This window comes from Micromonospora sp. AKA38 (assembly GCF_027925725.1).
GTDB lineage: Bacteria > Actinomycetota > Actinomycetes > Mycobacteriales > Micromonosporaceae > Micromonospora.
In genome coordinates this window covers 966,736-992,734 of the sequence record NZ_BNEI01000003.1, presented here as the reverse complement: position 1 = coordinate 992,734, position 25,999 = coordinate 966,736, and the positions used below count along the sequence as shown (strand labels likewise).

29 protein-coding genes are annotated in these 25,999 nt (G+C 74.0%); 17 read left to right on the top strand and 12 right to left on the bottom strand.

The genetic code is table 11. From position 1 onward, the window contains the following. Positions 1–51 precede the first annotated feature (51 nt). From hisN to aroA, 3 genes are all read right to left on the bottom strand, one after another. The gene (hisN, locus tag TPA0908_RS13085; RefSeq protein ID WP_281937779.1) at positions 52–870 is read right to left on the bottom strand and encodes a histidinol-phosphatase; all 819 of its coding nucleotides are present in this window, start codon (positions 868–870) and stop codon (positions 52–54) included. Between the two features lie 60 nt (positions 871–930). Then, positions 931–1,830, bottom strand: coding sequence for a ribosome small subunit-dependent GTPase A (gene rsgA / locus TPA0908_RS13080; RefSeq protein WP_281938591.1), 900 nt, complete (start codon positions 1,828–1,830; stop codon positions 931–933). A gap of 204 nt (positions 1,831–2,034) precedes the next feature. Then, positions 2,035–3,336, bottom strand: coding sequence for a 3-phosphoshikimate 1-carboxyvinyltransferase (aroA, locus tag TPA0908_RS13075; RefSeq protein WP_281937777.1), 1,302 nt, complete (start codon positions 3,334–3,336; stop codon positions 2,035–2,037). Positions 3,337–3,438: 102 nt separating this feature from the next. Here aroA and TPA0908_RS13070 point away from each other — a divergent pair, with 102 nt between their 5' ends. From TPA0908_RS13070 to rsrA, 5 genes are all read left to right on the top strand, one after another. Continuing rightward, a complete protein-coding gene (locus TPA0908_RS13070; protein WP_281937775.1) occupies positions 3,439–4,146 on the top strand; it encodes an SOS response-associated peptidase in 708 nt (235 codons plus the stop codon). 211 nt (positions 4,147–4,357) lie between these two features. Continuing rightward, the gene (locus TPA0908_RS13065) at positions 4,358–4,750 is read left to right on the top strand and encodes a WhiB family transcriptional regulator (RefSeq protein WP_107161005.1); all 393 of its coding nucleotides are present in this window, start codon (positions 4,358–4,360) and stop codon (positions 4,748–4,750) included. A gap of 136 nt (positions 4,751–4,886) precedes the next feature. Further along, a complete protein-coding gene (locus TPA0908_RS13060; protein WP_281937773.1) occupies positions 4,887–5,501 on the top strand; it encodes an alpha/beta hydrolase family protein in 615 nt (204 codons plus the stop codon). 343 nt (positions 5,502–5,844) lie between these two features. After that, the gene (locus TPA0908_RS13055) at positions 5,845–6,651 is read left to right on the top strand and encodes a sigma-70 family RNA polymerase sigma factor (RefSeq protein WP_281937771.1); all 807 of its coding nucleotides are present in this window, start codon (positions 5,845–5,847) and stop codon (positions 6,649–6,651) included. 2 nt (positions 6,652–6,653) lie between these two features. Next, positions 6,654–6,941 carry a mycothiol system anti-sigma-R factor gene (gene rsrA, locus TPA0908_RS13050; protein WP_107161067.1) on the top strand — a complete coding sequence of 96 codons (288 nt, stop codon included), beginning with the start codon at positions 6,654–6,656 and terminating at the stop codon, positions 6,939–6,941. A gap of 113 nt (positions 6,942–7,054) precedes the next feature. Here rsrA and TPA0908_RS31780 read toward each other — a convergent pair whose 3' ends face one another. Next, the gene (locus TPA0908_RS31780; protein ID WP_369752275.1) at positions 7,055–7,129 is read right to left on the bottom strand and encodes a 50S ribosomal protein bL37; all 75 of its coding nucleotides are present in this window, start codon (positions 7,127–7,129) and stop codon (positions 7,055–7,057) included. A 227-nt stretch (positions 7,130–7,356) separates the two neighbouring features. Here TPA0908_RS31780 and TPA0908_RS13040 point away from each other — a divergent pair, with 227 nt between their 5' ends. Next, entirely contained in the window at positions 7,357–7,572 is a 216-nt protein-coding gene (locus TPA0908_RS13040) for a biotin/lipoyl-binding carrier protein (protein ID WP_091068708.1), read from the top strand. Further along, a complete protein-coding gene (locus TPA0908_RS13035; protein WP_281937767.1) occupies positions 7,569–8,108 on the top strand; it encodes a GNAT family N-acetyltransferase in 540 nt (179 codons plus the stop codon). Before TPA0908_RS13040 ends, TPA0908_RS13035 begins: the two co-directional genes overlap by 4 nt. A gap of 15 nt (positions 8,109–8,123) precedes the next feature. On the opposite strand, the gene TPA0908_RS13030 is transcribed toward TPA0908_RS13035, so the two are convergent. Beyond that, positions 8,124–8,693, bottom strand: coding sequence for a TetR/AcrR family transcriptional regulator (locus tag TPA0908_RS13030; protein WP_281937766.1), 570 nt, complete (start codon positions 8,691–8,693; stop codon positions 8,124–8,126). A gap of 119 nt (positions 8,694–8,812) precedes the next feature. Here TPA0908_RS13030 and TPA0908_RS13025 point away from each other — a divergent pair, with 119 nt between their 5' ends. Then, a complete protein-coding gene (locus tag TPA0908_RS13025) occupies positions 8,813–10,402 on the top strand; it encodes an MDR family MFS transporter (protein WP_281937764.1) in 1,590 nt (529 codons plus the stop codon). Between the two features lie 44 nt (positions 10,403–10,446). Here the strand turns inward: TPA0908_RS13025 and TPA0908_RS13020 are convergent, their stop codons facing one another. After that, the gene (locus TPA0908_RS13020) at positions 10,447–12,060 is read right to left on the bottom strand and encodes a tetratricopeptide repeat protein (protein WP_281937762.1); all 1,614 of its coding nucleotides are present in this window, start codon (positions 12,058–12,060) and stop codon (positions 10,447–10,449) included. A 187-nt stretch (positions 12,061–12,247) separates the two neighbouring features. On the opposite strand from TPA0908_RS13020, the gene TPA0908_RS13015 reads away from it, so the two are divergent. Continuing rightward, on the top strand, positions 12,248–13,276 hold the full coding sequence (locus TPA0908_RS13015) for an SIS domain-containing protein (protein WP_281938589.1): 1,029 nt from the start codon (positions 12,248–12,250) through the stop codon (positions 13,274–13,276). A gap of 24 nt (positions 13,277–13,300) precedes the next feature. Beyond that, a complete protein-coding gene (locus tag TPA0908_RS13010) occupies positions 13,301–14,863 on the top strand; it encodes a sensor histidine kinase (RefSeq protein ID WP_281937760.1) in 1,563 nt (520 codons plus the stop codon). Positions 14,864–14,879: 16 nt separating this feature from the next. Here TPA0908_RS13010 and TPA0908_RS13005 read toward each other — a convergent pair whose 3' ends face one another. After that, positions 14,880–16,820: a glycosyltransferase family 39 protein gene (locus tag TPA0908_RS13005; protein WP_281937758.1), complete on the bottom strand. Its 1,941-nt coding sequence runs from the start codon at positions 16,818–16,820 to the stop codon at positions 14,880–14,882. A gap of 478 nt (positions 16,821–17,298) precedes the next feature. Between TPA0908_RS13005 and TPA0908_RS13000 the strand changes: the two genes are divergently transcribed. The 4 genes from TPA0908_RS13000 to TPA0908_RS12985 are packed head-to-tail and all read left to right on the top strand — an operon-like array spanning position 17,299 to position 20,637. Continuing rightward, a complete protein-coding gene (locus tag TPA0908_RS13000; protein WP_281937756.1) occupies positions 17,299–19,008 on the top strand; it encodes a nitrite/sulfite reductase in 1,710 nt (569 codons plus the stop codon). Further along, entirely contained in the window at positions 19,005–19,163 is a 159-nt protein-coding gene (locus tag TPA0908_RS12995; protein WP_174530537.1) for an IS1 family transposase, read from the top strand. The genes TPA0908_RS13000 and TPA0908_RS12995 overlap by 4 nt, the downstream gene beginning before the upstream one ends. Continuing rightward, the gene (locus TPA0908_RS12990; protein ID WP_281937753.1) at positions 19,160–19,918 is read left to right on the top strand and encodes a phosphoadenylyl-sulfate reductase; all 759 of its coding nucleotides are present in this window, start codon (positions 19,160–19,162) and stop codon (positions 19,916–19,918) included. The genes TPA0908_RS12995 and TPA0908_RS12990 overlap by 4 nt, the downstream gene beginning before the upstream one ends. Then, positions 19,900–20,637: a sirohydrochlorin chelatase gene (locus TPA0908_RS12985; RefSeq protein ID WP_281937752.1), complete on the top strand. Its 738-nt coding sequence runs from the start codon at positions 19,900–19,902 to the stop codon at positions 20,635–20,637. Before TPA0908_RS12990 ends, TPA0908_RS12985 begins: the two co-directional genes overlap by 19 nt. 122 nt (positions 20,638–20,759) lie before the next feature. Here TPA0908_RS12985 and TPA0908_RS12980 read toward each other — a convergent pair whose 3' ends face one another. Both TPA0908_RS12980 and TPA0908_RS12975 read right to left on the bottom strand, forming a co-directional pair. Further along, positions 20,760–21,017 (bottom strand): WhiB family transcriptional regulator, encoded by a 258-nt coding sequence (locus TPA0908_RS12980; RefSeq protein WP_013288358.1) that lies wholly within the window; start codon positions 21,015–21,017, stop codon positions 20,760–20,762. Positions 21,018–21,459: 442 nt separating this feature from the next. After that, positions 21,460–22,410 carry a diacylglycerol/lipid kinase family protein gene (locus TPA0908_RS12975; protein ID WP_281937750.1) on the bottom strand — a complete coding sequence of 317 codons (951 nt, stop codon included), beginning with the start codon at positions 22,408–22,410 and terminating at the stop codon, positions 21,460–21,462. A gap of 43 nt (positions 22,411–22,453) precedes the next feature. On the opposite strand from TPA0908_RS12975, the gene TPA0908_RS12970 reads away from it, so the two are divergent. Beyond that, positions 22,454–22,861: a hypothetical protein gene (locus TPA0908_RS12970; RefSeq protein WP_281937748.1), complete on the top strand. Its 408-nt coding sequence runs from the start codon at positions 22,454–22,456 to the stop codon at positions 22,859–22,861. On the opposite strand, the gene TPA0908_RS12965 is transcribed toward TPA0908_RS12970, so the two are convergent. Genes TPA0908_RS12965 through sodN form a run of 3 tightly spaced genes read right to left on the bottom strand, consistent with a single transcriptional unit; the run spans position 22,855 to position 24,220 of the window. Continuing rightward, positions 22,855–23,262: an ATP-binding protein gene (locus TPA0908_RS12965; RefSeq protein ID WP_107160976.1), complete on the bottom strand. Its 408-nt coding sequence runs from the start codon at positions 23,260–23,262 to the stop codon at positions 22,855–22,857. The genes TPA0908_RS12970 and TPA0908_RS12965 overlap by 7 nt on opposite strands. Beyond that, the gene (locus TPA0908_RS12960; RefSeq protein WP_281937746.1) at positions 23,259–23,819 is read right to left on the bottom strand and encodes a GNAT family N-acetyltransferase; all 561 of its coding nucleotides are present in this window, start codon (positions 23,817–23,819) and stop codon (positions 23,259–23,261) included. Before TPA0908_RS12960 ends, TPA0908_RS12965 begins: the two co-directional genes overlap by 4 nt. Next, positions 23,816–24,220: a superoxide dismutase, Ni gene (gene sodN, locus TPA0908_RS12955; RefSeq protein ID WP_107160972.1), complete on the bottom strand. Its 405-nt coding sequence runs from the start codon at positions 24,218–24,220 to the stop codon at positions 23,816–23,818. Before sodN ends, TPA0908_RS12960 begins: the two co-directional genes overlap by 4 nt. Before the next feature lie 53 nt (positions 24,221–24,273). Between sodN and TPA0908_RS12950 the strand changes: the two genes are divergently transcribed. Continuing rightward, on the top strand, positions 24,274–24,609 hold the full coding sequence (locus tag TPA0908_RS12950; protein WP_107160970.1) for a S24 family peptidase: 336 nt from the start codon (positions 24,274–24,276) through the stop codon (positions 24,607–24,609). 151 nt (positions 24,610–24,760) lie between these two features. Continuing rightward, complete coding sequence (locus TPA0908_RS12945; protein ID WP_281937742.1) at positions 24,761–25,936, top strand: NAD(P)-dependent malic enzyme; 1,176 nt, start codon at positions 24,761–24,763, stop codon at positions 25,934–25,936. Positions 25,937–25,999: the final 63 nt, after the last annotated feature.

Genomic DNA, 25,999 nt, shown 5'->3' with positions numbered 1-25,999 from the left:
GAAGCACCAACCGGAGGAGACCACCTGGCGAGGATAGAGGCTCGGGCCCGGTCAGCGCTCGGCTGGCCGGCCGAGCCGGTCCAGGATGTCGTCGTGCAGTGGGCCGTTGCTGGCCACGGCGCTGATGTCGGCCGAGTCCGCGCCGGCCGGCGCGGGGCGCCCGGCCAGGTCGGTGAACCGGCCACCGGCCTCGGTGACGATCGGCACCAACGCGGCGACGTCCCACAGCGACAGCTCCGGCTCCACCATCACGTCCAGTGCCCCCTCGGCCAACAGCATGTAGCCGTAGAAGTCGCCGTACGCCCGGCTGCGCCAGGTGTCCCGCATGAGTTGCAGCATCGCGTCCAGCCGCCCGGCCTGTTCCCAACCGGTCAGCGACGAGTAGCAGACGCTCGCGTCGGCCAGCGCCGTGACGCCGGAGACCCGGATCGGGGTGGCCTCCGCCGGGCCGGTACCGGCGAACGCGCCGGCGCCGAGCGCGCCCCACCAGCGCCGGCCCAGCGCCGGCGCGGAGACCAGGCCGAGCACCGGCCGGTCGTGCTCCAGCAGCGCGATCAGCGTGGCCCAGACCGGCACCCCCCGGACGAAGTTCTTCGTCCCGTCGATCGGGTCGACCACCCAACGCCGCCCGTCCGGGCCGGCGGCGGGCTGCTCGCCGTACTCCTCGCCGAGCAGGCCGTCGGCGGGTCGGTGGGCGGCCAGCAGGGCCCGGATCTCCCGCTCCACGGCGGTGTCCGCGTCGGAGACCGGGGTCAGGTCCGGCTTCGACTCCACCCGCAGGTCGAGCGCGCGGAACCGGGCCGCGGAGACGGCGTCCGCGGCGTCCGCGAGCAGGTGGGCGAGGGCGAGGTCGTCGGCGTACCCGGTCATGGTCGACACGGTAGTGCGGCGGGTGCGGCCGGTGCCGGCGGGTGGCCGCCGGCCCGCCGGTCAGGACCCGGCGAGCGGATCGCCCGGGTTGCGCTCGGGCTCCCGCACGTCGCCCTCGCCGAGCCGCGAGGCCAGCAGCCGCCGGTACGAGGCGAGCCGGCGCGGGTCCGCCTTGCCGGCGGCCACCCAGGCGTCCAGTGCGCAGTCCGCCTCGTCGGCGCCGTGCGGGCAGTTGGCCGGGCAGTCGACGGTCGCCTCGACCAGGTCGGCGAAGCCGTGCAGCAGGCTCTCCGCGGACACGTGCGCCAGCCCGAAGCTGCGGACGCCGGGGGTGTCGACGATCCAGCCCGGGTCGCCGCCGGCACCCGGGTCGGGCGGTGGGGGCAGGCGCAGCGCCACCGCGCTGGTCGAGGTGTGCCGGCCCCGGCCGATCGCGCTGACCGTGCCGACCGCCCGTTCCGCCTCCGGGACGAGGCGGTTGACGAGCGTCGACTTGCCCACCCCGGAGTGCCCCACCAGGACCGAGACGCGGCCGGCGAGCAGCGCGCGCAGGTCGGCCAGGTCGGCGCCGGGGCGGATCAGCACGTACGGCAGCTCCAGCTCGGTGTAGTAGCCGAGCACCGCCTCCGGGCCGGCCAGGTCGGCCTTGGTGAGGCAGAGCAACGGCTCGATGCCGGCGTCGTACGCGGCGACCAGGCAGCGGTCGATGAACCCGGTGCGCGGCGGCGGGTCGGCCAGCGCGCTGACGATCACGAGCTGGTCGGCGTTCGCCACCACCACCCGCTCCAGCCGCCCCTCGGCGGTGGACTCGTCGTCGTCGGCGGTACGCCGCAGCACCGAGGTGCGTTCGGCGATGCGCACGATGCGGGCCAGCGCGCCGGGCGCGCCGGTGACGTCACCGACCAGCCCCACCCGGTCACCCACCACCACCGACTTGCGGCCCAGTTCGCGGGCGCGCATGGCGGTGACGACCGGGTCGTCCGGGCCGGCGTCCGGCCGGACGCAGGTGTAGCGCCCCCGGTCGACCGCGATCACGAACCCGTCGACCGCGTCGGCGTGCCGGGGCCGGGTGCGGGTGCGCGGGCGGGACGACCGGCCGGGGCGCACCCGCACGTCGTCCTCGTCGTACTCCCGCCGCTTGGTCGCCAGGGCGTCCCCCCACCGTCAGTTCTTGCCGGTCACCATCCCCGACCATAGTGCCGGGAACTCCGGCATGGTCTTCGAGGTGCACGTCACGTCGTCGACCTCGATGCCGGGGACGGCCAGCCCGGCCACCGCCGCGGCGTGCGCCATCCGGTGGTCGGCGTACGTCCGGAAGGTCCCGCCGCGCAGCGGCCGGGGCCGGATCTCCAGCCCGTCGCGGGTCTCGGTGATGTCGGCGCCGAGGCCGGTGAACTCCGTCGCCAGGGCGGTGACCCGGTCGGTCTCGTGGCCCCGGATGTGGCTGATCCCGGTCAGCCGGGACGGGCCGTCGGCCAGCAGGGTGAGCGCGGTCAGCACCGGGGTCAGCTCGCCGACGTCGGAGAGGTCGGCGTCCAGCCCGCGCACCGTGCCGGTGCCCCGCACGGTCAGCCCGCCGGTGCCCAGCGTCACCTCGGCGCCCATCCGCTGCAGCAGCGCGCGCAGCCGCTCGACCGGTTGGAGGCTGCTGCGCGGCCAGCCCTGGAGGGTGACCTCGCCGCCGGTGACCAGCGCGGCGGCGAAGAACGGCGCGGCGCCGGAGAGATCCGGCTCGATCTCCCAGCCGCGCCCGGTGAGCGGGCCCGGCTCGACCACCCAGACGTCGGGGGTGGTGTCGTCCACGGCGGCCCCGGCGGCCCGCAGCATCTGCACGGTCATCCGCACGTGTGGCGCGGACGGCACCGGCGGGCCCTGGTGCCGGACCACCACGCCCCGGTCGAAGCGGGGCGCGGCCAGCAGCAGCCCGGAGACCAGCTGACTGGACGCGGAGGCGTCGATGACCACCTCGCCACCGGTCACCCGGCCGGCGCCCAGGACGACGAGCGGCAGGCTGCCGGTCGGCGGGGTGTCGACGCGGACGCCGAGCGCACGCAGCGCGCCGATCAGCGGCCCGAGCGGGCGGGTGCGGGCGTGCGGGTCGCCGTCGAACGTGACCCGCCCGGCGGCCAGCCCGGCCACCGGGGGCAGGAAGCGCATCACGGTGCCGGCCAGGCCGACGTCGACGTGCGCCGGACCGACCGGCTGGTGCGGCCGGACCAGCCAGCGGTCGTCGTCGGAGACCGACATGTGGGCGCCCAGCGCGCGCAGGCCGCCGGCCATCAGTTCGGTGTCCCGGGCGCGCAGCGGCCGGTCGAGCGTCGACGGCCCGCTGGCCAGCGCCGCGAGCACCAACGCCCGGGCGGTCATCGACTTGGAGCCGGGCAGGCGCAGCGTCGCGGCGACCGGGTCACTCGCGGTCGGCGCGGTCCACGGCTGCGGCGGACGCGTAGCGGTCAGATTCCCCACGCTCACATTCTGCCAAGCCGGCGGCCCGGTGAGATCGGCCCGCGGGCCCGCTCCCGTTGGGCGGGACAGCCGGAACGGCCGGGTGGGGCTAGCGTGGGCGCCATGTGCGGGAGGTACGCGACGACCCGGAACGCGGGCGACCTGAGCGCGCTGTTCGAGTCCGTCGACTCGACCGGCGAGGTCGGGCCCGACTACAACGTCGCCCCGACCGATCGGGCGCCGCTGGTCCGGCTCGCGCCGGAGGGGCACCGGCTGCTCTCGCTGGGCCGGTGGGGTCTGCTCCCGTCCTGGTCCCGCAGCGCGTCCGGCGCCGCCCGCATGATCAATGCGCGGGCCGAGACGATCGCCACCAGCCGGGCGTACGCGCCGTCGTTCGCCCGCCGCCGCTGCCTGGTGCCGGCCGACGGGTGGTACGAGTGGGTCCGCCGTCCCGACGGCGGCCGGCAGCCCTACTTCATGACCCCGCGGGACGGCTCGGTGCTGGCCCTCGCCGGCATCTGGTCGGTGTGGGAGTCGGCCGGTTCGGCCCGGCTCACGTTCAGCGTGCTGACCACCGCGGCGCTCGGCGAGCTGGCCGAGGTGCACGACCGGATGCCGCTGCTGCTGCCCCGGGAGCGCTGGGCGGCCTGGCTCGGCCCGACCGACGAGCCGGCCGCGTTGCTCGTCCCGCCCGACGCCGGGCAACTCGCCGGGTTGGAGATCCGTCCGGTCTCCCCGGCGGTCGGCGACGTCCGCAACGACGGTCCCGAGCTGATCGCCCGGGTCGTTCCGGAGGGTGCGGAGGCGGGCGCCGAGCCGACGCTGTTCTGACCGCGCCCAGCACATTGTCGCGTGCTGATTTGCCGGGGTTGCGCCTGAAACGTCGCCCGGCCGTTTAGTCATGTTTACCGAAGAGTCTTGTCCCCGCGTGTCCGAATGCGATAGAACACAGCGCCGGTGATGGGTGTCTGTTCGCACGGGGCGAATGACAACCATCGATCTCTGAAAGATCTTCGCCGGTCCCACGGGGGAGGTGGGTGTATTGACACGGGCACGCATGCCACGCCCGCACGAGGTGGCCGCCGCGCGGCGTGATCCGCGACTGCTGCGGGCCTTGCGCGAGCGACGACAGGACGAGGCGTGGCGCACCAGGGGCACCTGCCAGAGCGTCGATCCGGAGACGTTCTTTCCGGCTCCGAACGAACCAGCCGATGCGGCAGTCGCGCTCTGTCGCACCTGCGACGTCCAGGGCTCCTGCCTGGCCTGGGCGTTGGAGGTAGGCGACTGCCACGGCGTCTGGGGCGGCACCACGCCGCGTGAGCGACGAGCCATGCTGGTCGCCTGGCGCAGCGAGGTGCAGCCGGATCCGGACGCGGCCGACGAACCCGGGCCGCCGGTCCGGGACCGCCTGCTCACGCTGGTGCCGTTGAGCTGATGTCGACCGTCGCCCGCGGTCCGGTCCTCCGGAGCGCGGGCGACGGCACGTGTGCGGCGCCCGGCGACATGCTTCCGTGTCGGCGTCTCGCCCGTCGGGCTCTCGCCGGGCGGACCGGTGTGCGCAGAATGGGCCGGTGCCGCACGACGACGAGATCGACACGCCCCGAGGGCCGGCCCGGATCCGGCTCGACCCGCCGGTCACGGCCGGCGGCACCGTGCTGGTGCTGGGGCACGGCGCGGGCGGCGACGTCGACGCGCCCGATCTGGTGGCGGTCCGCGATGCGGTCCGTGCCGCCGGAGCGGGAGTGGTCCTGGTCACCCAGCCGTACCGGGTCGCCGGCCGGCGCGCGCCGGCGCCGGCCGGGCACCTCGACGAGGCGTGGACCGCCGTGCTGACCGAGCTGCGCCGGCGACTGCCGGAAGCCGGCCGCTGGGCGGTGGGTGGTCGTTCCAGTGGCGCCCGGGTGGCCTGCCGGACCGCCCGCGCCGTCGGGGCGGTGGGCGTGGTGGCGTTGGCGTTCCCGTTGCACCCGCCCGGCCGGCCGGACCGGTCGCGGGCCGCCGAGCTGGGCACCGGCCTGCCCACGCTGGTGGTCAACGGCGACCGGGATCCGTTCGGCGTACCCGGTCCCGGGCCCGGGGTCGAGGTGGTGATCCGGCCGAGGGAGCGGCACGACCTGCGGATCGACCCGGCCGGCACGGCTGCCGTGGTCCGGGACTGGCTCACCGCCCGGGGTTGGCTGTCCTGAGCGCCGGCCGTGGCGCGTGACCCGGCCCGGCGGTGATCGTTGCACCGGGTGGCGCCGGCCGCCCGACTCGGGCGACCCCGGGGCCACCTCCCAGGCCCTTCCTGGTCCCAGCTCCCGGTCGCGGCCGAAGCTGGGACCAGGAACGGCGAGCCCCCACCCCTGTCCCGGCCCCCTGCTCCGTCGCGTCGATCCCGGAGTTGGCGTGCGCGCAACGGACGAATCGGCAGGTCAACTTCATGATCACCGCAGCGTCGGGGTGGCGGCGGGACGGCGGCGGAATGTCGGGGGCGGTGGGTCGCGTTGAGCCCTTTGGAAGACATCGCCAGCGTGAGGGGGGTGACCGGTGCCGATCGAGACACGGAGCCGGAAGCGGGACGAACGGGACGAACAGCAGCTCAGGCGGCTGCTCGACGCGCCGGAGTGGCCCGCGTCGGTGTCGGCCGTGAGCACCGGCACACACTCGGGAAGTGAATCTGCCGCCAGGCGGGTACGCGTATCCTCGGCGGGAAAGCATCCGAGGCGAGGGGATGTGCGGTTGACCACCGAGAAGACGGACGAGCGGAGGGCCCGCTTCGAGCGGGACGCGATGCCCTTCGTCGACCAGCTCTACGCTGCCGGGCTGCGGATGACCCGCAACCCGGCGGATGCCGAGGATCTGGTCCAGGAGACGTACCTGAAGGCGTACGCCGCCTTCCACCAGTTCGAGCAGGGCACGAACCTGAAGGCCTGGTTGTACCGGATCCTGACCAACACCTACATCAACTCCTACCGGAAGCGGCAGCGCCAGCCCGTGCAGGCGCCGACCGACGAGATCACGGACTGGCAGCTCGCCGAGGCGGAGTCGCACACGTCCAGCGGTCTGCGCTCGGCCGAGACCGAGGCGCTCGACCGGCTGCCGGACAGCGACGTCAAGGAGGCCCTCCAGCAGTTGCCGGAGGAGTTCCGCCTGGCGGTCTACCTGACCGACGTCGAGGGCTTCTCCTACAAGGAGGTCGCCGACATCATGGGCACGCCGATCGGCACCGTGATGTCCCGCCTGCACCGTGGCCGACGCAATTTGCGGAAGCTGCTCGAGCGATACGCGGCGGAGCGCGGATTCAGTGCGTCGCCGTCGAAGGGTTCGACCGCTGCCGCCAGCCGGGAGGTGTGACCGTGAGCTGTGGACAACCGCACGAGACGGACTGCCACGAGGTGCTCGCCGAGGTCTACCTCTACCTCGACCTGGAGTGCGCCGAGGAGCGCCGGACGCTGATCCGGCACCACCTCGAGGAGTGCGGGCCGTGCCTGCGCGAGTACGGCATCGAGCAGGAGGTCAAGGCGCTTGTCGCCCGCTGCTGCGGCAACGAGGCCGCGCCGGAGAAGCTGCGCGAGCGACTGCGGCTGCGGCTGACCGAGCTGGTGGTCTTCGAGACCACCGAGTCCCGCGAGCTGGCCGACTGACGAGCACGACCGACCACACGCCGGTGGCCCGGGTCCGCACGGACCCGGGCCACCGGTGTGTCCGGCCCACGGGCCGGTTCAGGGCCGATGCGGCCCTCGCGCTGATCGGGTGATCAGGAGTTGGGACGCTTGCCGTGGTTGGCGCTGCTCTTCTTCCGGGCCTTCTTCTTCCGGGCCTTCTTCGCCATGCTCTGCCTCCTAGTGCTGGTCACGGTCCGGCCGCGGGCGAGCGCGGCGGAGGTCGCGTACGGTCCCCGGGTCACCCCGGGTGCCGACCCGGACGATGCTAGTGCCGCCGACCGCGCCCGGGACGGGGTGGGGCGAGTCGGAGCGCCGGTGGTCCGAGATTCGACGTGACCGGCGTCATGATTGGATGACCGTTCGCAGGACTGTCGGGGAGAGGGAGGGCCGGAAGATGGCCGAGGAGATCCGCGCCGAGATGGTGGCGAACGTCTGGAAGGTCGTCGCGTCGGCCGGGGACACCGTGTCCGAGGGCGACACGCTGGTGATCCTGGAGTCGATGAAGATGGAGATTCCGGTGGTGGCCGAGTCCGACGGCGTGGTGCAGCAGTTGGCGGTCAACGAGGGCGACGTGGTGCAGGACGGCGACCTGATCGCGGTGATCGGTTGACCCGCCCGCTCGTCCGCCGCGCCGAGCCGGCGGACTTCCCGGCGGTGGCCCGCCTGACGGTGGCCGCGTACGAGGCGGACGGCCAGCTCAAGGGCGAGACCGGGTACGCGCCGGTGCTCGCCGACGTGGCCGGCCGGGCGGCGACCGGTGAGGTGCTGGTGGCCGTGGACGGCGGCACCGGCGCGGTGCTCGGCGCGGTGACGTTCGTGCTGCCCGGCACCCCGTACGCGGAACTCGCCGGGCCCGGTGAGGCGGAGTTCCGGATGCTCGCCGTGGATCCGGCCGCGCAGGGCCGGGGCGCCGGCGTGGCGCTTGTCGAGGCGTGCGTGGCGCGCGCCGCCGGACTGGGCTGCTCGGCGGTGGTGATCTGCGTACGCGCCGGCATGGCGGCGACCGCGTGGCGCCTCTACGACCGGTTCGGGTTCGTCCGCGCGCCGGAGAAGGACTGGGCCCCGCAGCCCGGGATCGAGCTGCTCGGCCTGCGCCGAGTGCTGACCACCCCCGCCGGCCGCCGCGCCCTCACCGACGCGCCCTGACCGCGGGGCGGAGCGTCAGCCCTTGTCGCCGATCTTTGCGAGCAGTTCCTCGGCCACCTCGAGGGCGATCTTCTTGCGTTCCTCGTCGGTGACGCCCGGTGCGCGCACCGCGAACCAGCTGCTGTGCACCGCGAACAGGGTGAGCGCGGCGCGTAGCTGGGCGGCCGGCGAGTCGTCGCCGCGGCTCAGCTCGCCGGCCAGCCGCATCATCCGGTCACGCATCTGCTGACCGGCGGCGAGGCTCTTGAGCACGGTCTGGTTCTGTTCGAAGAACCGCATCACCTTGGGCAGTTCGCCGGCGAACATGGCGTCGGCGTACTGGGCGATGAGCGCGCGCCGGGTCGCCAGCGTGGCGGGCTGATCCGCGGCCCAGGCGATCAGCTCGTCCATCCGGCGCAGCCGGTCGTCGACGAAGCTGGTGACGATCTCGTCCTTGCTCTTGAAGTGGTAGTAGAGCGCGGCCTTGGTCACGTTGAGCCGCTCGGCGATCTCCCGCAGCGAGGTCTTCTCGTAACCCTGCTCGGTGAAGAGCTCCAGCGCGACGGCCTGGATCCGTTGCCGCGTGCCGCCTGTGCTCTCGCTCACCCGACCGACACCTTCCTATCCGCTTGACGTTCGTCCCGTCGTCAGCTTACCGTGCGGCTAGTAAGTTAACTAGCCGGGCGGCAAGTAAGTCGACCACCGATCTGCGGGGGAGCCTACCGATGAGTCAATCAGCCCCGGACATCGCGAGACCCAATGTCCGCGTCGTCCTGTTCGGCCTGATGATCGCGATGATGCTCGCGATGCTCGACAACATGATCGTCAGCACCGCGCTGCCGCGCATCGTGTTCGAGTTCGGCGGCGCCGACCACTTCACCTGGGTGGTCACCGCGTACGTGCTGGGCACCACGGTCTCCACCCCGATCTGGGGCAAGCTCGGTGACCTCTACGGCCGCAAGGCGGTCTTCCTCACCGCGGTGGTCGTCTTCCTGATCGGCTCCGCGCTGTGCGGCATGTCCGGCTCCGGCGTCTTCGGCGGCACCGACAGCGGGATGATGGAGCTGATCGCGTTCCGGGCGGTCCAGGGCCTCGGCGCGGGCGGCCTGATGGTAGGCGTCATGGCGATCATCGGGGACCTGGTCCCGCCGCGTGAGCGGGGCCGCTACCAGGGCATGATCGCCGGCATCATGGCCATCGCCATGGTGGCCGGCCCGCTGGTCGGCGGCTTCATCACCGACCACCTCTCCTGGCGCTGGGCGTTCTACGTCAACCTGCCGCTGGGCGGCGTGGCGCTGCTGCTGCTCGCGACCACCATGCACCTGCCGAAGTACCGCACCGAGCACAAGATCGACTGGCTGGGCGCGGCGCTGCTCTCCGTCGGCATCACCGCGATCGTGCTGGTCACCACCTGGGGCGGCAACGAGTACGACTGGGCCTCGCCGCAGATCCTCGGGCTGGCCGCGCTGGCGGTGGTCGCACTTGTCGCGTTCGCGCTCGTGGAACGGCGGGTGCCCGAGCCGATCCTGCCGCTGGGCCTGTTCGCCAACCGCAACTTCGCGCTCATCTCGGTGATCGGCTTCCTGCTCGGCTTCGCCATGTTCGGCGCGATGAACTTCCTGCCGCTCTACCAGCAGACCGTGCAGGGCGCCTCGGCCACCAACAGCGGCCTGCTGCTGCTCCCGCTGATGTTCGGCATGCTGGTGGTCTCGCTGGTGGTCGGCCGCATGATCACGAAGACCGGCCGCTACCGCGCCTTCCCGATCGTCGGCGGCGTGGTGATGGCCGTCGGCATGGGACTGCTCAGCCTGCTCGACCTGGACACCAGCAAGACCCAGTCCTCGCTCTACATGGTCGTGCTCGGCGTCGGCATGGGTTTCCTGATGCAGACGTCGATGCTGATCGCCCAGAACAGCGTCGAGCAGAAGGACCTGGGCGCGGCGAGCGGCGCGGCCACGTTCTTCCGGTCCATCGGCGGCTCGTTCGGCGTCTCGCTCTTCGGCGCCGTCTTCGCCAACCGGCTGGCCGACTCGGCCGCCGGCCCGGCCTTCGCCGGCAACGGCGGCGGTGAGGGCGGTGCGATGAACCTGGAGGCGCTGAAGAAGCTCACCGGCCCGGCCCGGGAACTGGTGCTCGGCGCGCTCTCCGACGCCATCTCGCACGTGTTCCTCTGGGCCGTCTTCATCACCGTGGCGGTCCCGGTGCTCGCCTGGTTCATCAAGGAGGTGCCGCTGCGCGCGACGAACGACGCCCCGCCCGCCGGCACGACTCCCGAGGCCGAGGCCGAGATCGCCCTCGGCAAGGCCCCGGTGTAAGGAGGGGGCCCCGGTCAACGCCTGGCGATGTGCCGGGGCCCCTCCTAACGCCACCCGCGGCGGAACAGGCCGGTGACGCGTCGCCACAGCCGGCGCAGCGGGCCGGCGTCGGCGGCGGCGACCAGCGCGTCGGCCGTCGCGCGGGCGGGCGCGTCGAGGGCCGGGGTGGCCCGCGCCAGATGCGCCAGCGACACCGCCGCCGGGGTGCGGCGGATCCGACCGGCCGCCACCTCGGCGAGCCGCCCGGCCACCAGCGCGGCCACGTCGGCGCGTACGGCGGGGTCCACCCAGGCGGCGGTGATCAGGGCGAACAGCGCCGCCTCGGCCACCGCACCCGGCTCGCCCCCGGCCAGGTCCCGCAGCACCCGGCGGCGGGTCGACTCCGCCCACGGCTCGTCGGTGCGGTGGTGCAGCAGGCCGAGACACGCCCAGACCTGCGCGCACCGGGCCCAGAGCGCCGGGTCCTGACCGCCGAGCACCCGGCCCAGCGCGGTCGGCGGCGCGTCCGGCGGGTACGCCAGCAGGCCGAGCAGGTCGGTCAGGTCCAGTGTGGCCAGCCCGACGGCGGCGTCGTACGCGGCCGGGGGATGCGGCCACGCCGGGTGCGCCACCTGCTGGAGCCGCAGCACCGCGTCGGCCGACGGGCGCGTGGCGTCGTCCGGCGCGGGCGGCCGGTCGGCGGTGGCCGGGGTCACCTGGCCGAGCCAGGGCCGTCCACGGCAGCACTCGGCGAGGTCGCCGTGCTCGTGCGTGTCGTCCGGGTGGTCGCGGACGAAGTCGGCGAGCGCCACCAGGTGGTCCACGTTCCCGTCGCGCAGGAAACGCAGCCGGTACGCCGTGTGCACGGCGCAGTCGAACGTCGGGTCCTTGGCCAGCGCCCGGTCGACCCAGCCCAGCGCCGCGTCGAGCCGGCCGTGGTCGGCCAGTGTGCCGGCGATGTCGGCGTAGACCGCCAGGTCGTCCGGGTCGAGCGCGACCGCACGTTCCAGCGCGGCCAGCGCGTCGGCGGTCCGGCCGGCGCTGCGGTACGCGTACCCGAGCCACACCTCGCCGAGTTTGGTGGGCTCCGCGCGTACCCCCCGGGTGGCCCAGGCGACCGCGAGGGCGACCTCGCCGAGCCGCCGGGCCAGCGCGGACGCCGCACCCAGCAGCAGTGGGTGGTCCGGATGCACGGTGATCGCGTTGCGGGCCAGCGTGAGGTACGGCTGGAGCGGCTCGCGCAGCCGACGCGGGACCGGGTCGGGCGCGGCGGCGCAGACCTGCATGAGGATCCGGGCGGCGCGCTCCGGGTCGAGCCGTTCCGGCAGGTCGGCGGCGGTCACCCAGGGCACGGCGGCCCACGGCGCGCCGGGCGCGTAGCCGGTGGCGGCGGCCAGCAGGTCGAGCCCCTCGGCGGGGCGGCCGGCGGCGGCGAGCAGGTGCGCCCGGGCCACCACGGCGCCGACGAAGGCGTGCTGGCCGAGCGGGAAGAGATCCAGGTCGCCGCCGCTGGCCGCGGCGAGTCGGGCGAGCGTCTCGTGCGCCTCGGGCAGCGTGGGGGAGCGCACCAGCGCGGCGGCCACGTGGTCGGCGGCGTGCCGGAGGTCGCCCTCGCCCAGCGCCAGCCGGGCCAGCGCGAGTTCCTCCTCCGCGGAGAGCGCGGCGTCGTCCTCGGGCACGTCGTCCTCTCGCCGGCGGGTCGGTCGGTCAGCCGGGCAAGCCTAGGGGATCTTGCCGAGGGATGGTGATCCACTGCGCACTACTGCTCGTTGCTTTGCTGGTTGCGGCGCAAACGTGCAAGACTGAGCACCGAACGCGCGGCAACCGCGCAGAAGGGGGTGCGGGGTGACACGTCCAGGGGCCGGCATGGCCGCCGACATCGACGAGCAGCCGGCCGGCTACGAGCGTCTGCTCACCGCCGAGCACGCGGACGCCATCGCCCGGGTCGCGGCGGCCGTCGCGCAGCGACGACCCCGGCACGTGGTCTTCACCGCCCGGGGCACCTCCGACCACGCGGCGCTCTACGCGGCGTACCTCACCGAGATCCGCCTCGGCCTGCCCGCCGGGCTCGCCTCGCCCAGCGCGATCACCGTCTTCGGCGCCCGCCCCGACCTGTCCGACGCGCTCGTCGTCGGCGTCAGCCAGAGCGGCGGCTCGCCCGACCTCGCCGAGGTGCTCCGGGTGGCCCGCGCCTCCGGCGCGCTCACCCTGGCCGTCACCAACAACCCCGACTCGCCGCTGGTGGAGACCGCCGAGCTGAGCGTCGACGTGGCCGCCGGCCACGAGCGGGCGGTCGCCGCCACCAAGACCTACACCGCCGAGCTGCTCGCGCTGCTCATGCTCGTCGAGGGCGTACGCGCCGGCGACGGCGTGCTGCCCGCCGACGAGCGGGCCGCGCTGGCCCGCCTGCCCGAGCTGGCCGCGCGCACGCTCGCCGACGACACCCCGGCCCGGCTCGCCCCGCGCTACCGGTTCGCCGCCCAGCTCGTCACCACCGGCCGGGGCTACGCGTACCCGACCGCCCGGGAGGCGGCGCTCAAACTGATGGAGACGTCGTACCTGCCGGCGCTCGCCTTCTCCGGCGCCGACCTGCTGCACGGCCCGCTCGCCATGACCGACCCGGACGTGCCGGTGCTCGCCGTGGTCGGCTCCGGCCCCGGCGGCACGTCGATGCGGGAGGTGCTGCCCCGGCTCGGCGAACGCCGGGCCGACGTGGTGGTGGTCGGCTCCGCCGACGTCGGGGAGACCCGGATGGCGGTCCCGGAGGTCGACGAGCGGTACGCGCCGCTGCTCGACATCCTGCCGCTGCAACGGCTCGCGCTGGCGCTGGCGCTGACCCGCGGCGAGGACCCGGACGCGCCGCGCGGGTTGAAGAAGGTCACGACCACGATGTGAGCCGGGCGTGGCACGCTGTGGGGCGTGTCCACCCTCCGTGACCTCGCCGAGGAGCACACCACGCTCCGGCCGGCCGACATCGACCACCTCCACCGGATCGCCGGCGACTGGCAGTTGCTGTCCGACCTCTCCTTCGCCGACCTGCTGCTCTGGGTGCCGGTGGACGGCGACGGCACCTTCCTCTGCGTGGCCCAGGTCCGCCCCACCACCGCCCCGACCGCCTACCTCGACGACCAGGTCGGCCGCATCGTCGGCGGGCCCGAGGTGGCGCACCTGGAGGTGGCCCACCGGCAGGGCCGGATCTGGCGGGAGGGCGACCCGGTCTGGTACGGCGACGTGCCGGCCCGGCACGAGGCCATCCCGGTGCGACTGCGCACCGGCGACGGGGAGAGCGGCGAGGTGGTCGCCGTGGTCGGGCGGGACACCAACCTCTCCACCGCGCGGACCCCGAGCCAGCTCGAACTCAACTACCTGACCACCGCCGACGACCTGGCCCAGATGATCGCCGACGGCACGTTCCCGCCGCCCCGGCACCCGGGCGAGACCACCTCGGCGCCCCGGGTCGGCGACGGGCTGGTGCGGCTCGACGCCAACGGCAAGGTCACCTACGCCAGTCCGAACGCGCAGTCCGCGTACCGCCGGTTGGGCTTCGCCTCCCACCTGGTCGGGGAGGACCTGGCCAAGCTGCACCGCCGCCTCGCCGGCGACCCCCTGGAGGGCACCGACGCCGGCAACGCGGTGCTCGCCGCGCTGCGCGGCGAGGCCCCGCCCCGGCGCGAGATCGACGCCCGGGGCGCCACCATGCTCACCCGGGCGCTGCCGCTGATGCCCGCCGGTGTGCCGATCGGCGCGCTGGTGCTGGTCCGCGACATCACCGAGGTACGCCGCCGCGACCGCGCCCTGATCACCAAGGACGCCACCATCCGGGAGATCCACCACCGGGTGAAGAACAACCTCCAGACAGTCGCCGCGTTGCTGCGCCTCCAGGCCCGCCGGGTCGCCATGCCGGAGGCCCGCGTCGCGCTGGAGGAATCGGTACGCCGGGTCGCCTCGATCGCGCTGGTGCACGAGACGCTCTCCATGTCCAGCGACGAGGCGGTCGAGTTCGACGGCATCGTGGACCGGGTGGCCAGCGCCGCGACCGAGGTGGCCGCCACCGAGGTGACCGTGGGCATGCGTCGCAGGGGCAGCTTCGGCGTCCTGCCCGCCGAGATCGCCACGTCGCTGGTGATGGTGCTCAACGAGCTGCTCCTCAACGCCGTGGAACACGGCTTCCCGCCGGCCGACGAGGAGGTCGCCCCCGCCCCGGCGGACGCGCCGCGACCCGAGGTGGTGGTCTCGGTGCACCGGCACCGCAAGCAGCTCCACGTCTCGGTCACCGACAACGGTCGCGGCCTGCCCGAGCAGTTCGACGCCGAGCGCGGCGGCAACCTGGGGCTCCAGATCGTCCGGGCGCTGGTCACCGGCGAGCTGCGCGGCACCATCGAGCTGCGCAACGGCCCCGCCGGTGGCACCGAGGCGGTGCTCGTCGTCCCGCTGGCGCGCGGCACCACCGACCGTCTCACCGGCCGGGCGGGGCCGCCCTGACGCCCGCGCGACCGCCTCACCGGGCGAGCAACGCCACCGTGAGCCCCGGACGGGGCCAGACCTGGCGGACCGTGAAGCCGTCCCGCAACGCCTCGCCCTTCGCGCCGGGCACCGCCGCCAGCGGGTCCGCCCGACGGCCGGTGACCACCAGCCAGACCCGGTCCACGCCGGCCAGGCAGCGCGCCGGGTCGCCGCACTCGGTGGCCCAGAGGCTCGCGTCCGCCCGCTGGTCGCGGACCACCAGCACGTCGCGGGGCAGCCGCGACCCCAGGTGGTACGCCAGGCCCAGATCCGGGAAGAGCCAGCCGTCCCGGGGGGAGTACACGATCGCGTCGCCCGGCCGCGCACCGGCGGCGACGACCCCGGCCGCGCCCGCGTAGTCGACCGGGGCGCTGCGGGGCCACTCGTGGGTACGCCGCAACGCCGCCTGATCGGGCAGCCCGAGCAGCCCGGCCAGGACGATCACGGCCAGCGCCGCCCCGAGCCCGGTCTTAGCCGGGGCTGCTCCGCCCGGCCTCGTTCCGCCCGACCTTGTTCCGCCCGGCGCTGTTTCGGGCGGTGCTGCCCCGGGCTGCCCTGTCTCGGCCAGCGCTGCTCGCGGTGGTGCTGTTTCGGGCGGCGCTGATCCGAGTGGCCCCGCCACGGCCGATCGGCTGCCGGCCGGCGTCGCCGCGGCCAGTGCGGCCCCGGCCAGCAGGCAGCCGAACGGCACGATGAAGAGCAGGTAGCGGGTCACCCAGAGCGGGACCAGCGTGCCGGCGGTGAAGAGCAGCAGCACCGGCAGCAGCGCCGCCGCCCCGGGCAACAGCGCCCGCCGACCGAGCCGGACCACCCCGAGGGCGGCGAGTCCCAGCAGGAACCCACCCACCACGCCGCTCTGCGCCAGCCCGCCCGGCAGCGACACCAGGTCCGGCAGGCGGGCCGGGTCCACCCAGTCGAGCTGCCGGCCGCGTTGACCGCGGGCCGCCAGCGCCAGCGGCGCGACCAGCACGACGGCCGGGACCAGCGCGAGCAGCCACCATGCGAACACCCGCTGGCGCGGTGCCGGTGCGCACCCGGTGCGCACCGGCACCGCGCCGGCCACCTGCCACGGTTCCACCCCGGGCGCACCGGGTGGCGCTTCGTGCTCGCCGCTCACCGGCTGCCGCGACACCCATCGCGTTCCACTCACGGTCGATGTCGCCGGTGGGTGGAACGCCATGGGTGTCTGGGGAGCGCCGTGACACCCATGGGGTTCCACCCACGGTCGATCTCCGGCGTGGGTGGAACGCCGTGGGTGTCCGCGGCTGGGCGGGGGCGCGTCGAGGATCTCGCGGCGGGACTGTGGGGGCGGGCCGAGGCCGGCGGCGGTCGGGCCGCGGGCGGCGGTCAGCAGCACCGCCACGGCATGCGCGGCGAGCAGGGTGAGCGCGATCAGGTGGAGCAGGCCGAGGGCGGCGACCGCGACCGCGTACCCGGCCCAGCGCCGCCGGGACGGCCGGCACAACGCGTCGACCAGCAGCAGCGTGGCGAGCACGGCGAGCAGCGTGGCGAGCGCGTACGGGCGGGCCTCCTGGCCGTAGCGCGAGGTGGCCGGCAGGACGGCGAACAGCAGGCCGGCCAGGAGCCCGGCCCGGTCGCCGGCGAGACGCGCGCCGAGCCGGGCGGTCAGCGCGGCGGTGGCCGCCATGGCGAGCGCGGAGGGCAGCCGCAGCGCCGCGGGGGAGGTGCCGGCCAGCGCGGTCCACCCGTGCATCAGCAGGTAGTACGGCCCGGTGGCGGCGTCGATGGTGCGGGTCAGCCGGGCCAGGTCCGGCAGCGGGCGGGTGGCGGCGCTCCAGGTGGCCAACTCGTCCCGCCAGGGCTGCGCGTGCCCGAGCCCGACCAGCGTGATCGCCAGTGTGACCGGCCCGGGGACCGCCCACACCGGCCAACCGGGCCGGGTCCGGCCCGGCGCGGGTTCGGTGAACGCGCTCACACTCCGCAGCGTCACACGCCCGCCCGCCCCCGCCGCCCCGCTCCACCGATTCCACCCGGGTCGGGCCACCCACCGAGGGCCGGGGCGGTGGGGCGGGGTGGGCGGGATGGGTCGGGTGGGGGAGAAGTGCGGGTTGGGGGGAGTGATGCTGGTCACGGGGGGTGAGAGGTGGACGGGTGTCGATTGAGATGGGACGCCCGTGATGTGGGATCAGCGGGTCGGCCGCTAGCCGGTGGTCCGGCGGTGTGGCAGCATGATGCGCATGACCGCCGCTGTCGTCCGCCGCTTCGTGGCCCGTCGCCACGTTGACTACGGCCGCGTGCGCAGCGCGATCTGTCCGGCCCACTGACGACGCCCGACCCATTTGTCTCGGGCGCTCCGCGCCGGCCGTCAGCGACACCGCCGTCCACGGCCCTCCCAGGGCCGGCCGCCGCGTCCGCGCTCCCAGGCACCGCAGCAGACAACGGAGGACGCCGCGATGGCGGTCAGCAGCACCCCCACCCGCTCGGACGCTTCGGCTCCCGTCGCCCGGGCGCCCCGCCGGCCGCGCGGCGAGGGCCAGTGGGCGCTCGGGCACCGTGAGCCGCTCAACCCCAACGAGCGGATCAAGAAGGACGACGACCCGCTGAACGTGCGGGACCGGATCGAGAACATCTACGCCCACCGGGGCTTCGCCTCGATCGACCCGCAGGACCTGCGCGGCCGGTTCCGCTGGTGGGGGCTCTACACCCAGCGCAAGGCCGGCATCGACGGCGGGCGCACCGCCGTGCTGGAGCCGCACGAGCTGGAGGACGAGTTCTTCATGCTCCGGGTGCGGGTGGACGGCGGTCAGCTCAGCCTGGCCCAGCTCCGGGTGGTCGCGGAGATCTCCCGCGAGTTCGCCCGGGACACCGCCGACATCACCGACCGGCAGAACATCCAGTACCACTGGATCCGGGTCGAGGACATGCCGGAGATCTGGCGCCGGCTGGAGGCGGTCGGCCTCCAGACCACCGAGGCGTGCGGCGACTGCCCCCGGATCGTGCTCGGCAGCCCGGTCGCCGGCGTGGCCCGGGACGAGGTGCTCGACCCGACCCCGGCCATCGACGAGATCGTCCGCCGGTACGTCGGCGACAAGCAGTTCTCCAACCTGCCCCGCAAGTTCAAGACGTCGATCTCCTGGCTGGTCGACACGCCGTACGAGGCGAACGACATCGCGCTCCTCGGGGTCGAGCACCCGGAGCACGGCCCCGGCTTCGACGTCTGGGTCGGCGGCGGGCTCTCCACCAACCCGATGCTGGCCAAGCGGCTCGGCGTCTGGGTGCCGCTGGACGAGGTGCCGGACGTGTGGGCCGGCGTGGTCGGCATCTTCCGTGACTACGGCTACCGCCGGCTGCGCAACCGCGCCCGGCTGAAGTTCCTGGTCGCGGACTGGGGCGTGGAGCACTTCCGCGAGGTGCTGGAGAAGGAGTACCTGGGCCGGGCGCTGCTGGACGGGCCGGCCGCGGAGCTGCCGGCGAAGCCGGTCGACCACATCGGCGTGCACCCGCAGCGCGACGGCGCGAACTACGTCGGCGCGGCCCCGGTGGTGGGCCGGGTGTCCGGCACCCAGCTCGCCGCGCTGGCCGACGTGGTCGAGGCGCACGACAGTGACCGGGTGCGGCTCACCCCGTACCAGAAGCTGCTGGTGCTGGACGTCGCGCCGGAGCGGACCGAGGAGCTGGTGACGGCGCTGCGCGGGATCGGTCTGGAGGCCCGGCCGTCGGCCTGGCGGCGCGGCACGATGGCCTGCACCGGCATCGAGTTCTGCAAGTTGGCCATCGTGGAGACCAAGCGGCGCGGTGAGGAGCTGGTGGCCCGGCTGGAGGAGCGGCTGCGGGACTTCGACGCGGACATCTCCATCCACCTGAACGGCTGCCCGAACGCCTGCGCCCGCACCCAGGTCGCGGACATCGGGCTCAAGGGCCAGCTCGTGGTCGGTCCGGACGGGCGGCAGGTCGAGGGCTTCCAGGTGCACCTGGGCGGCGGCCTCGGCATGGCGCAGGGCCAGACCGCCGGCTTCGGCCGCAAGCTGCGCGGCCTGAAGACCACGGCCGACGAGCTTCCGGAGTACGTGGAACGGCTGGCCCGCCGCTACCTGGCCGGCCGGACCGACGGCGAGAGCTTCGCCAACTGGGTCATCAGAGTCGACGAGGAGGAGCTTCGGTGAGTGACGCTCGATCTGCGCCTCTCTACTGCCCGTACTGCGGGGAGGAGGACCTGCGACCGCACGAGGCCGGGCACGGTGCCTGGGAGTGCCACGCCTGCGCGCGGGTCTTCTCGGTGAAGTTCACCGGGCTGTTGGGCCGGGCGGTGGCCCGGTGACCGGCCTGGTCTCCGCCGCCGGCCTGGGTCTGGTCGGCGGCGCCGCTCCGGCCGACCCGGCCCGGCGGGACCCGGCGGAGCTGCGTGCGCTGGCCGAGGAGGCCGGGCGGGAGTTGGCGGACGCGCCCGCGCTGGAGATCGCCCGTTGGGCGGTGCAGACGTTCGGCGAGCGGTTCTGCGTGACCAGCTCGATGGCCGACGGGGTGCTGGCGCACCTGGTCTCCCGGGTCGCGCCCGGCGTCGACGTGGTGTTCCTCGACACCGGGCTGCACTTCCCGGAGACGCTCCGGGTGCGTGACGAGGTGGCCCGGCGGATGCCGGTGCGGGTCCGCTCGATCCGCCCCCGGATGACCGTCGGCCAGCAGGACGGCCAGTACGGGCCCCGCCTGTTCAACAGGTCCCCGGACGACTGCTGCCAGTTGCGCAAGGTGGAGCCGTTGGAACGGGCGCTGGCCGGGTACGACGCCTGGGCCGCCGGGCTGCGCCGGGACGAGTCGCCGACCCGGGCGAACACGCCGGTGGTGGGGTTCGACCCGCGTCGCGGCAAGGTCAAGGTGAACCCGATCGCCGCCTGGACGCAGCGTGAGGTGGACGCGTACGTGGCCCGCCACGACATCCCGGTGAACGAGCTGTTCGCCAAGGGCTACGGCTCGATCGGCTGCTGGCCGTGCACCCGTCGCCTGAAGGCGGGGGAGGACCCGCGGGCCGGGCGCTGGGCGATGTTCGAGAAGACCGAGTGCGGCCTGCACACCTGACCGACGCGTCACCGGTGGTGCTGGTGGCGCACGGCAGCCGTGACCCGCGCGCGGCGGAGGCGACGCGGGCGCTGGCCCGGGCGGTGGGCGTCGGCTGTCCCGGCCGGCCGGTGCTGCCGGCCTGGCTCGACCACACCGATCCCGGGCCGGCCGACGTGCTGCGGCGACTGGCCGCCGACGGGCACTCCCGGGTGGTCCTGGTGCCGTTGCTGCTGACCGCCGCGTACCACCGGAAGGTGGACATCCCGGCGGCGGTCGCGGCGGCCGGCGCGGGCCTCGACGTGCGGGTGACCGAGGTGCTGGGGCCGACCGGCTGCGTGGTCGACGGTCGGCTGCTGGCCGGCCTGCGGCGCCGACTGGGCGAGGCCGCCGGGGCGGACGCGGACGCGGTGGTGCTGGCCGCGGCCGGCACCCGGGATCCCGCCGCTCGGGCCTCGGTGGGCCGGGTCGCCGCGGCGCTCGGCACCGGGCTGGGCGTGCCCTGCCGGGTGTCGTACGCCTCGGCGGCGCCTCCGGAGGTGGGGGGCGCGGTGCGGCGGTTGCGCGCGGCGGGCGCCCGCCGGGTCGCGGTGGCCGCCTACTTCCTGGCGCCGGGCCGGTTCCACGACGGGGTACGCGCGGCGGCCCGCTCAGCCGGCGCGGTGGCGGTCGCCGACCCGCTCGCCGACCTCCCGGAGCTTGCCGAACTGGTGTGGCGGCGGGTGACGGCGGCGGCCTGACCGGCGCTCGTCGTCGGCGCACTCGTCGAGCAGCCCGGAGAGCAGCCGCCCCGGCCTGACCGGCTTCCGGACAGCAGAACGCCCCGGCCGGGATCCCGGCCGGGGCGTGCGGCGTGAGTGGGTCAGGCGGAGTGAGCGCGCAGCACCCGGAGACCGCCGCGGCGCTTGACCGCGCGGCGCTCCTCCTCGCTCATCCCGCCCCAGACTCCGGCGTCCTGACCGGACTCCAGCGCCCACTGCAGGCACTGGTCGGTCACGGGGCAGCGCCGGCAGACGGCCTTGGCCTGCTCCACCTGCAGGAGAGCCGGGCCGGACGTCCCGATCGGGAAGAACAGCTCCGGGTCCTCGTCGCGGCAGACCGAATCGTGGCGCCAGTCCATGGCGGCAACACTCCTCATTCTTAGTGGGTGGCCAGATAACGCTTCGTTGCTATTCCTATATGCATCCGCATTGCCGATCGGTGACGGTCAGCATCCGCCAATTCGGCTCTGCGTGAGCAGGCTGCGGGCCCCTGGACCTGCTGGAACAGCTCAACCTGACGAGCATATCCAGGCAATGTCCCGGTAACACGAGTTCGCTTGTGAATACTTTCACGAACTACAGCGATGTCAAGGGTGACGCTCGGAAAAACTCCGAACAGTGAGCGGCCTCACCACCCGTTTGTCCGGGTTTGCGAGGGCTCTCGTTACCCGGCGTGCCACAGTCGAGGATCAATATAGTACGGTCTGCGTGACGTTGCTGACATTTCCGGCATCCTTCCTCGGCGTGGCGGCCCTCACCCTTGCGGTGGGGTCCGCGTCAACCGACGGGGATACCCGAGGCCTAGCAGATTACTCTCAGTGCGGCGGGTACGGAGGTGAATCTGACTTTTTCCCGCTCGCCGAGGTAGTCCCCGTCCAGCTGGAACGGCAGCGGACGCGCCGTGAGCAGTGTGAACTCCGACAGGTCGTGCAGGCGGAGCACCTGCTTGCCGTGCGGATCGGGTTGCCGGGAGAAGAACTGCGTCACTGTCCGTGCCGTACTGGCCACCTTGAGCTGTCGCAGCGCGAGCACATCCAGCCCGAGGTCGAACGACGCCTCCGGGTTCGGGTTGATCTCCCGGTCGCCGAGGTACGTCCACGGCGCGGTGTTCTGGATGATGGCGGTGGACAGCTCCGTCGCCGGCGCCTCACCCGGACGCTCCAACGTGATCGACGGGTGGCGGCGGTCCGAGCCGACGAAGTACTGGCTCGCCGTGGACCGGAAGTAGAGCGCCGGAGTGGACACCCGACCCCGTTTACGGGCCTGCTCCACCCGGCGGATGACGGCCGCGTCCAACCCGAAGCCCGCGCAGAACGTGAAGTAGCGGTCGTCCGCCCGGCCCAGCCCGATCGTGCGGGACCGGCCCAGGCGCAACCCCTCCAGGATCATGCTGGTGCCGTCCGGCCACTCCCGCGGCAGCCCGAGCGCGCGGGCGAAGACGTTCGTCGAACCACCTGGCACGGTGGCCAGCGCCGGCAGCCGCTCGGCCGAGGTCGGCCCGGTGCGGAACGTCGGCGGCTCCGCCGCCATCAACCCGTTGACCACCTCGTTGACGGTGCCGTCACCGCCGAGCGTGACCACCAGGTCGACGCCCTCCTGGGCGGCCTCCCGGGCCAGATCCATGGCGTGGCCCCGCCGGCGGGTGTAGCGCACCGACAGGTCGACTTCACTACGCAACGCCCGGACCAGTACGTCCCGGCTGCGCTCACTCGTGGTGGTGGCCTTCGGATTGACCACCAGGACGGCCCGCATGGGCGGCACATTACCGCGCCTACCCACCGGTATCGTGGCGGCCGTGACGATCGACTCGGACCCGGTCCCCGGCCCGCTCCGCGCGGCGGTGCTCCTGCTGCGCGTCGAGGCGGTGGCGCTCGGGCTGATCGCGGTGTGGCTGATCTGGTCCGACCTCACCGCCCGCACCACGGACCTCACCTCCGCGCTGCTGATCACGGCGTTCGCGGTGGCCGGGGCCGTCGTGCTCTGGGCGCTCGGCGGCGCGTTGTCCCGGCGTCGGTCCGGCGCCCGCGCACCGGCCATCGTGCTCCAGCTCATGCTGCTGCCGATCGGGTGGTACATGATCTCCGGCGGGCTGGGCTGGCTCGGACTGCCGCTGATGGCGCTCGGGATCGGCATGGTCGCGCTGCTGGTGAGCGGTCCCACCAACCGGGCGCTCGGCTTCGGCGCGCGGCCGGACGCTCAGTAGCCGCCGGCGCGACGGGTCAGCAGCGAGATGGTGGCGCGCCCGTCGACCGCCTTGGCGCCGGCCCCGGTGGTCAGCGCGGTGAGCACCTTCCACGCGAAGGACGACTCGGACGGCAGCGTGGCGCCCCGCACGGTCGGCACGGTCACCTCGACGGTGAGCGCGTCCTCGGTGACCGCGAAGCGGCACTCCAGCTCGGCGTCGCGGGTGGCGATCGCGAGCAGCATGGCGCACGCCTCGTCCACCGCGATGCGCAGATCCTCGATCTCGTCGAGGGCGAACTGGAGCCGGGCCGCGAGCCCGGCCGTGGCGGTGCGGAGCACGCCGAGGTAACCACCGTCGGCGGGCACGGTGAGGTGCACGACGTCGTCGTCCGTCGTCGGCTGCCCGGTCAGTTGAGTCACGCCTCATCCCCCCGGTGCGGGACTCTACCCGGTCGGGCGGCCGGGCGCGTGGGCGCGGGCGTCGCCCGCGCGGCGAGCTCGCGCAACGCGGCCCCGGCCAGCCGGTACGGCGTCCACTCGTCCATCGGGGTGGCCCCGATGGACGCGTAGAAGCGGGCCGCCGGATTCCAGTTGATCATCCACCAGTCGAGTCGCTGGTAGCCGCGCTCCACACAGATCGCCGCCAGCGTGGCCAGCAGTTGCCGGCCGGCGCCGGTGCCCCGGGCGTCCGGGCGGACGTAGAGGTCCTCCAGGTAGATGCCGTGCACACCGGCCCAGGTGGAGAAGTTGAGGAACCAGAGCGCGAAGCCCACCGGTGCGTCCGCCGCGTCCACCGCGACGTGCCCGAACAGCGCCGGAGCGCTCGGGAAGATCGCCGCGTGGAGCTGCTCGACGGTGAGGTGGCACTGCTCCGGGGCGCGCTCGTACGCGGCGAGTTCGTGCACCATCGCGACGACGGCCGGTACGTCCTCGGGACGTACCGGCCGGATCGTCGGTGCCGTGCCAGGCGAGGTCACGCCTGCTTGGTCTCCCAGAAGATCTTGGAGATCTCGTCGATCTTCGAGAGCAGCTCGTCGGCCTTGGCCGGGTCGGTGCCGCCCTTGGCGCCGGCCGCACCGGCCAGCTTGGTGGCCTCGTTGAAGAGCTGGTGCAGGTGCGGGTACTTCTCGAAGTGCGCCGGCTTGAAGTAGTCGGTCCAGAGCACCCACAGGTGGTGCTTGACCAGGTCGGCCCGCTGCTCCTTGATCAGGATGGCGCGCGTCCGGAACTCCGGGTCGGTGTTCGCCTGGTACTTCTCGCAGATCATTTTGACCGATTCGGCCTCGATCCGGGCCTGGGCCGGGTCGTAGACGCCGCAGGGCAGGTCACAGTGGGCACTGGCGGTCACCCGGGGCGTGAGGATGCGAGGAAGGCGCATCAGGGTCCTCCATGGGATGTTTGCGATGATCCAAGACGACATTACTCCTGGAGATGCTTTCCAGCGGGCGGGAGGTGAAACCCGTGCTGCCCGTGCTGATCACCGGCCCGTCCATGTCCCCGACGCTGCGTCACGGCGACGCGGTGCTGGTCCGCACCGGTGGCCGGCCGGTCCGCGCCGGCGACGTGGTGGTCGCTGTCTTCCGCAGCCGACCGGACCTGCTGGTGGTGAAGCGCGCGGTCGAGCCACGGGACGGTGGCTGGTGGCTGCGCGGCGACAACGACCTGGTCACCGACGACTCCCGGGCGTACGGGGTGGCCGACGTCCAGGGTCGGGTGGTGGCGCGGTGGTGGCCGCGTCCGGGACGGATCAGGGGCCGGCAGGGGTAGCCATGGATATGACCCCGCTCACATCCTGGGAGCCGGTGCGTGGTTATGCTCGGAACGTGCCCGGGTGACCCCCGCACCGCCGCCCCGCCGGTCGCTGACCACCGCTGACCGCGCCGGCCGGTCCGTCTGCTCGACAGATCCTGGAGTCACCATGTCTGCGTCCACCCCGGACCCCGCTGATCCCGTCTTCCGGCTCCACCTCGGCGGCAAGATGGCCGTCGCCTCCACCGTGCCGCTGACCAGCCGGGAGGACCTCTCCCTCGCGTACACCCCGGGGGTCGCCCGGGTCTGCGAGGCGATCGCCGCCGACCCCGCGCTCGCCGACACCTACACCTGGGTGTCGCACACCGTCGCCGTGGTCACCGACGGCTCCGCCGTGCTCGGCCTGGGCAACATCGGCCCACGCGCCGCGCTGCCCGTGATGGAGGGCAAGGCGGTGCTGTTCAAGCAGTTCGGCGGCGTGGACGCGGTGCCGGTCTGCCTGGACACCCAGGACGTCGACGAGATCGTGGCGACGGTCAAGGCGCTCGCGCCCTCGTTCGGCGGCATCAACCTGGAGGACATCAGCGCGCCGCGCTGCTTCGAGGTGGAGCGCCGGCTGGACGAGGCGCTCGACATCCCGGTCTTCCACGACGACCAGCACGGCACCGCGATCGTGGTGCTGGCCGCGCTGCGCAACGCGGCGACGCTGCTCAACCGCAAGCTCGGTGACCTGCGGGTCGCGGTCAGCGGCGCCGGCGCGGCCGGCGTGGCGGTGACGAAGATGCTGATCGCCGGCGGCGTCGACCCGGCCCGGGTGGTGGTCTGCGACTCGCGCGGCATCATCGGCCGGCACCGCGAGCTGACCGGCACCAAGGCCGAGCTGGCCGAGCTGACCAACGCCGAGGGCCGCCAGGGCGACGTCACCGAGGCGCTGCGCGGCGCGGACGTGCTGGTAGGCGTCTCCGGCGGGCAGATCCCGGAGGCGGCGGTGGCCGGCATGGCCCCCGGCGGCATCGTCTTCGCGCTGGCCAACCCCACGCCGGAGGTGCACCCCGAGGTGGCCGCCCGGCACGTCGCGGTGGTCGCCACCGGGCGCAGCGACTATCCCAACCAGATCAACAACGTGCTCGCCTTCCCGGGCGTGTTCCGGGGCGCGCTGGACGCCGGGGCCACCCGGGTCACCGACGGGATGAAGGTGGCCGCCGCCGACGCCATCGCGGGCGTGGTGGCCGGGTCGCTGACCGCGGACGCGATCGTGCCGTCCCCGCTGGACCCGCGCGTCGCCCCGGCGGTCGCCGACGCGGTCGCCGAAGCCGCGCGCCGCGACGGCGTCGCCCGCCGCTGAGGTGTAAGGAGGGGCCCCTTCTTATCGCATTTCGCATAGGAAGGGCCCCTTCTTAACGCCCGC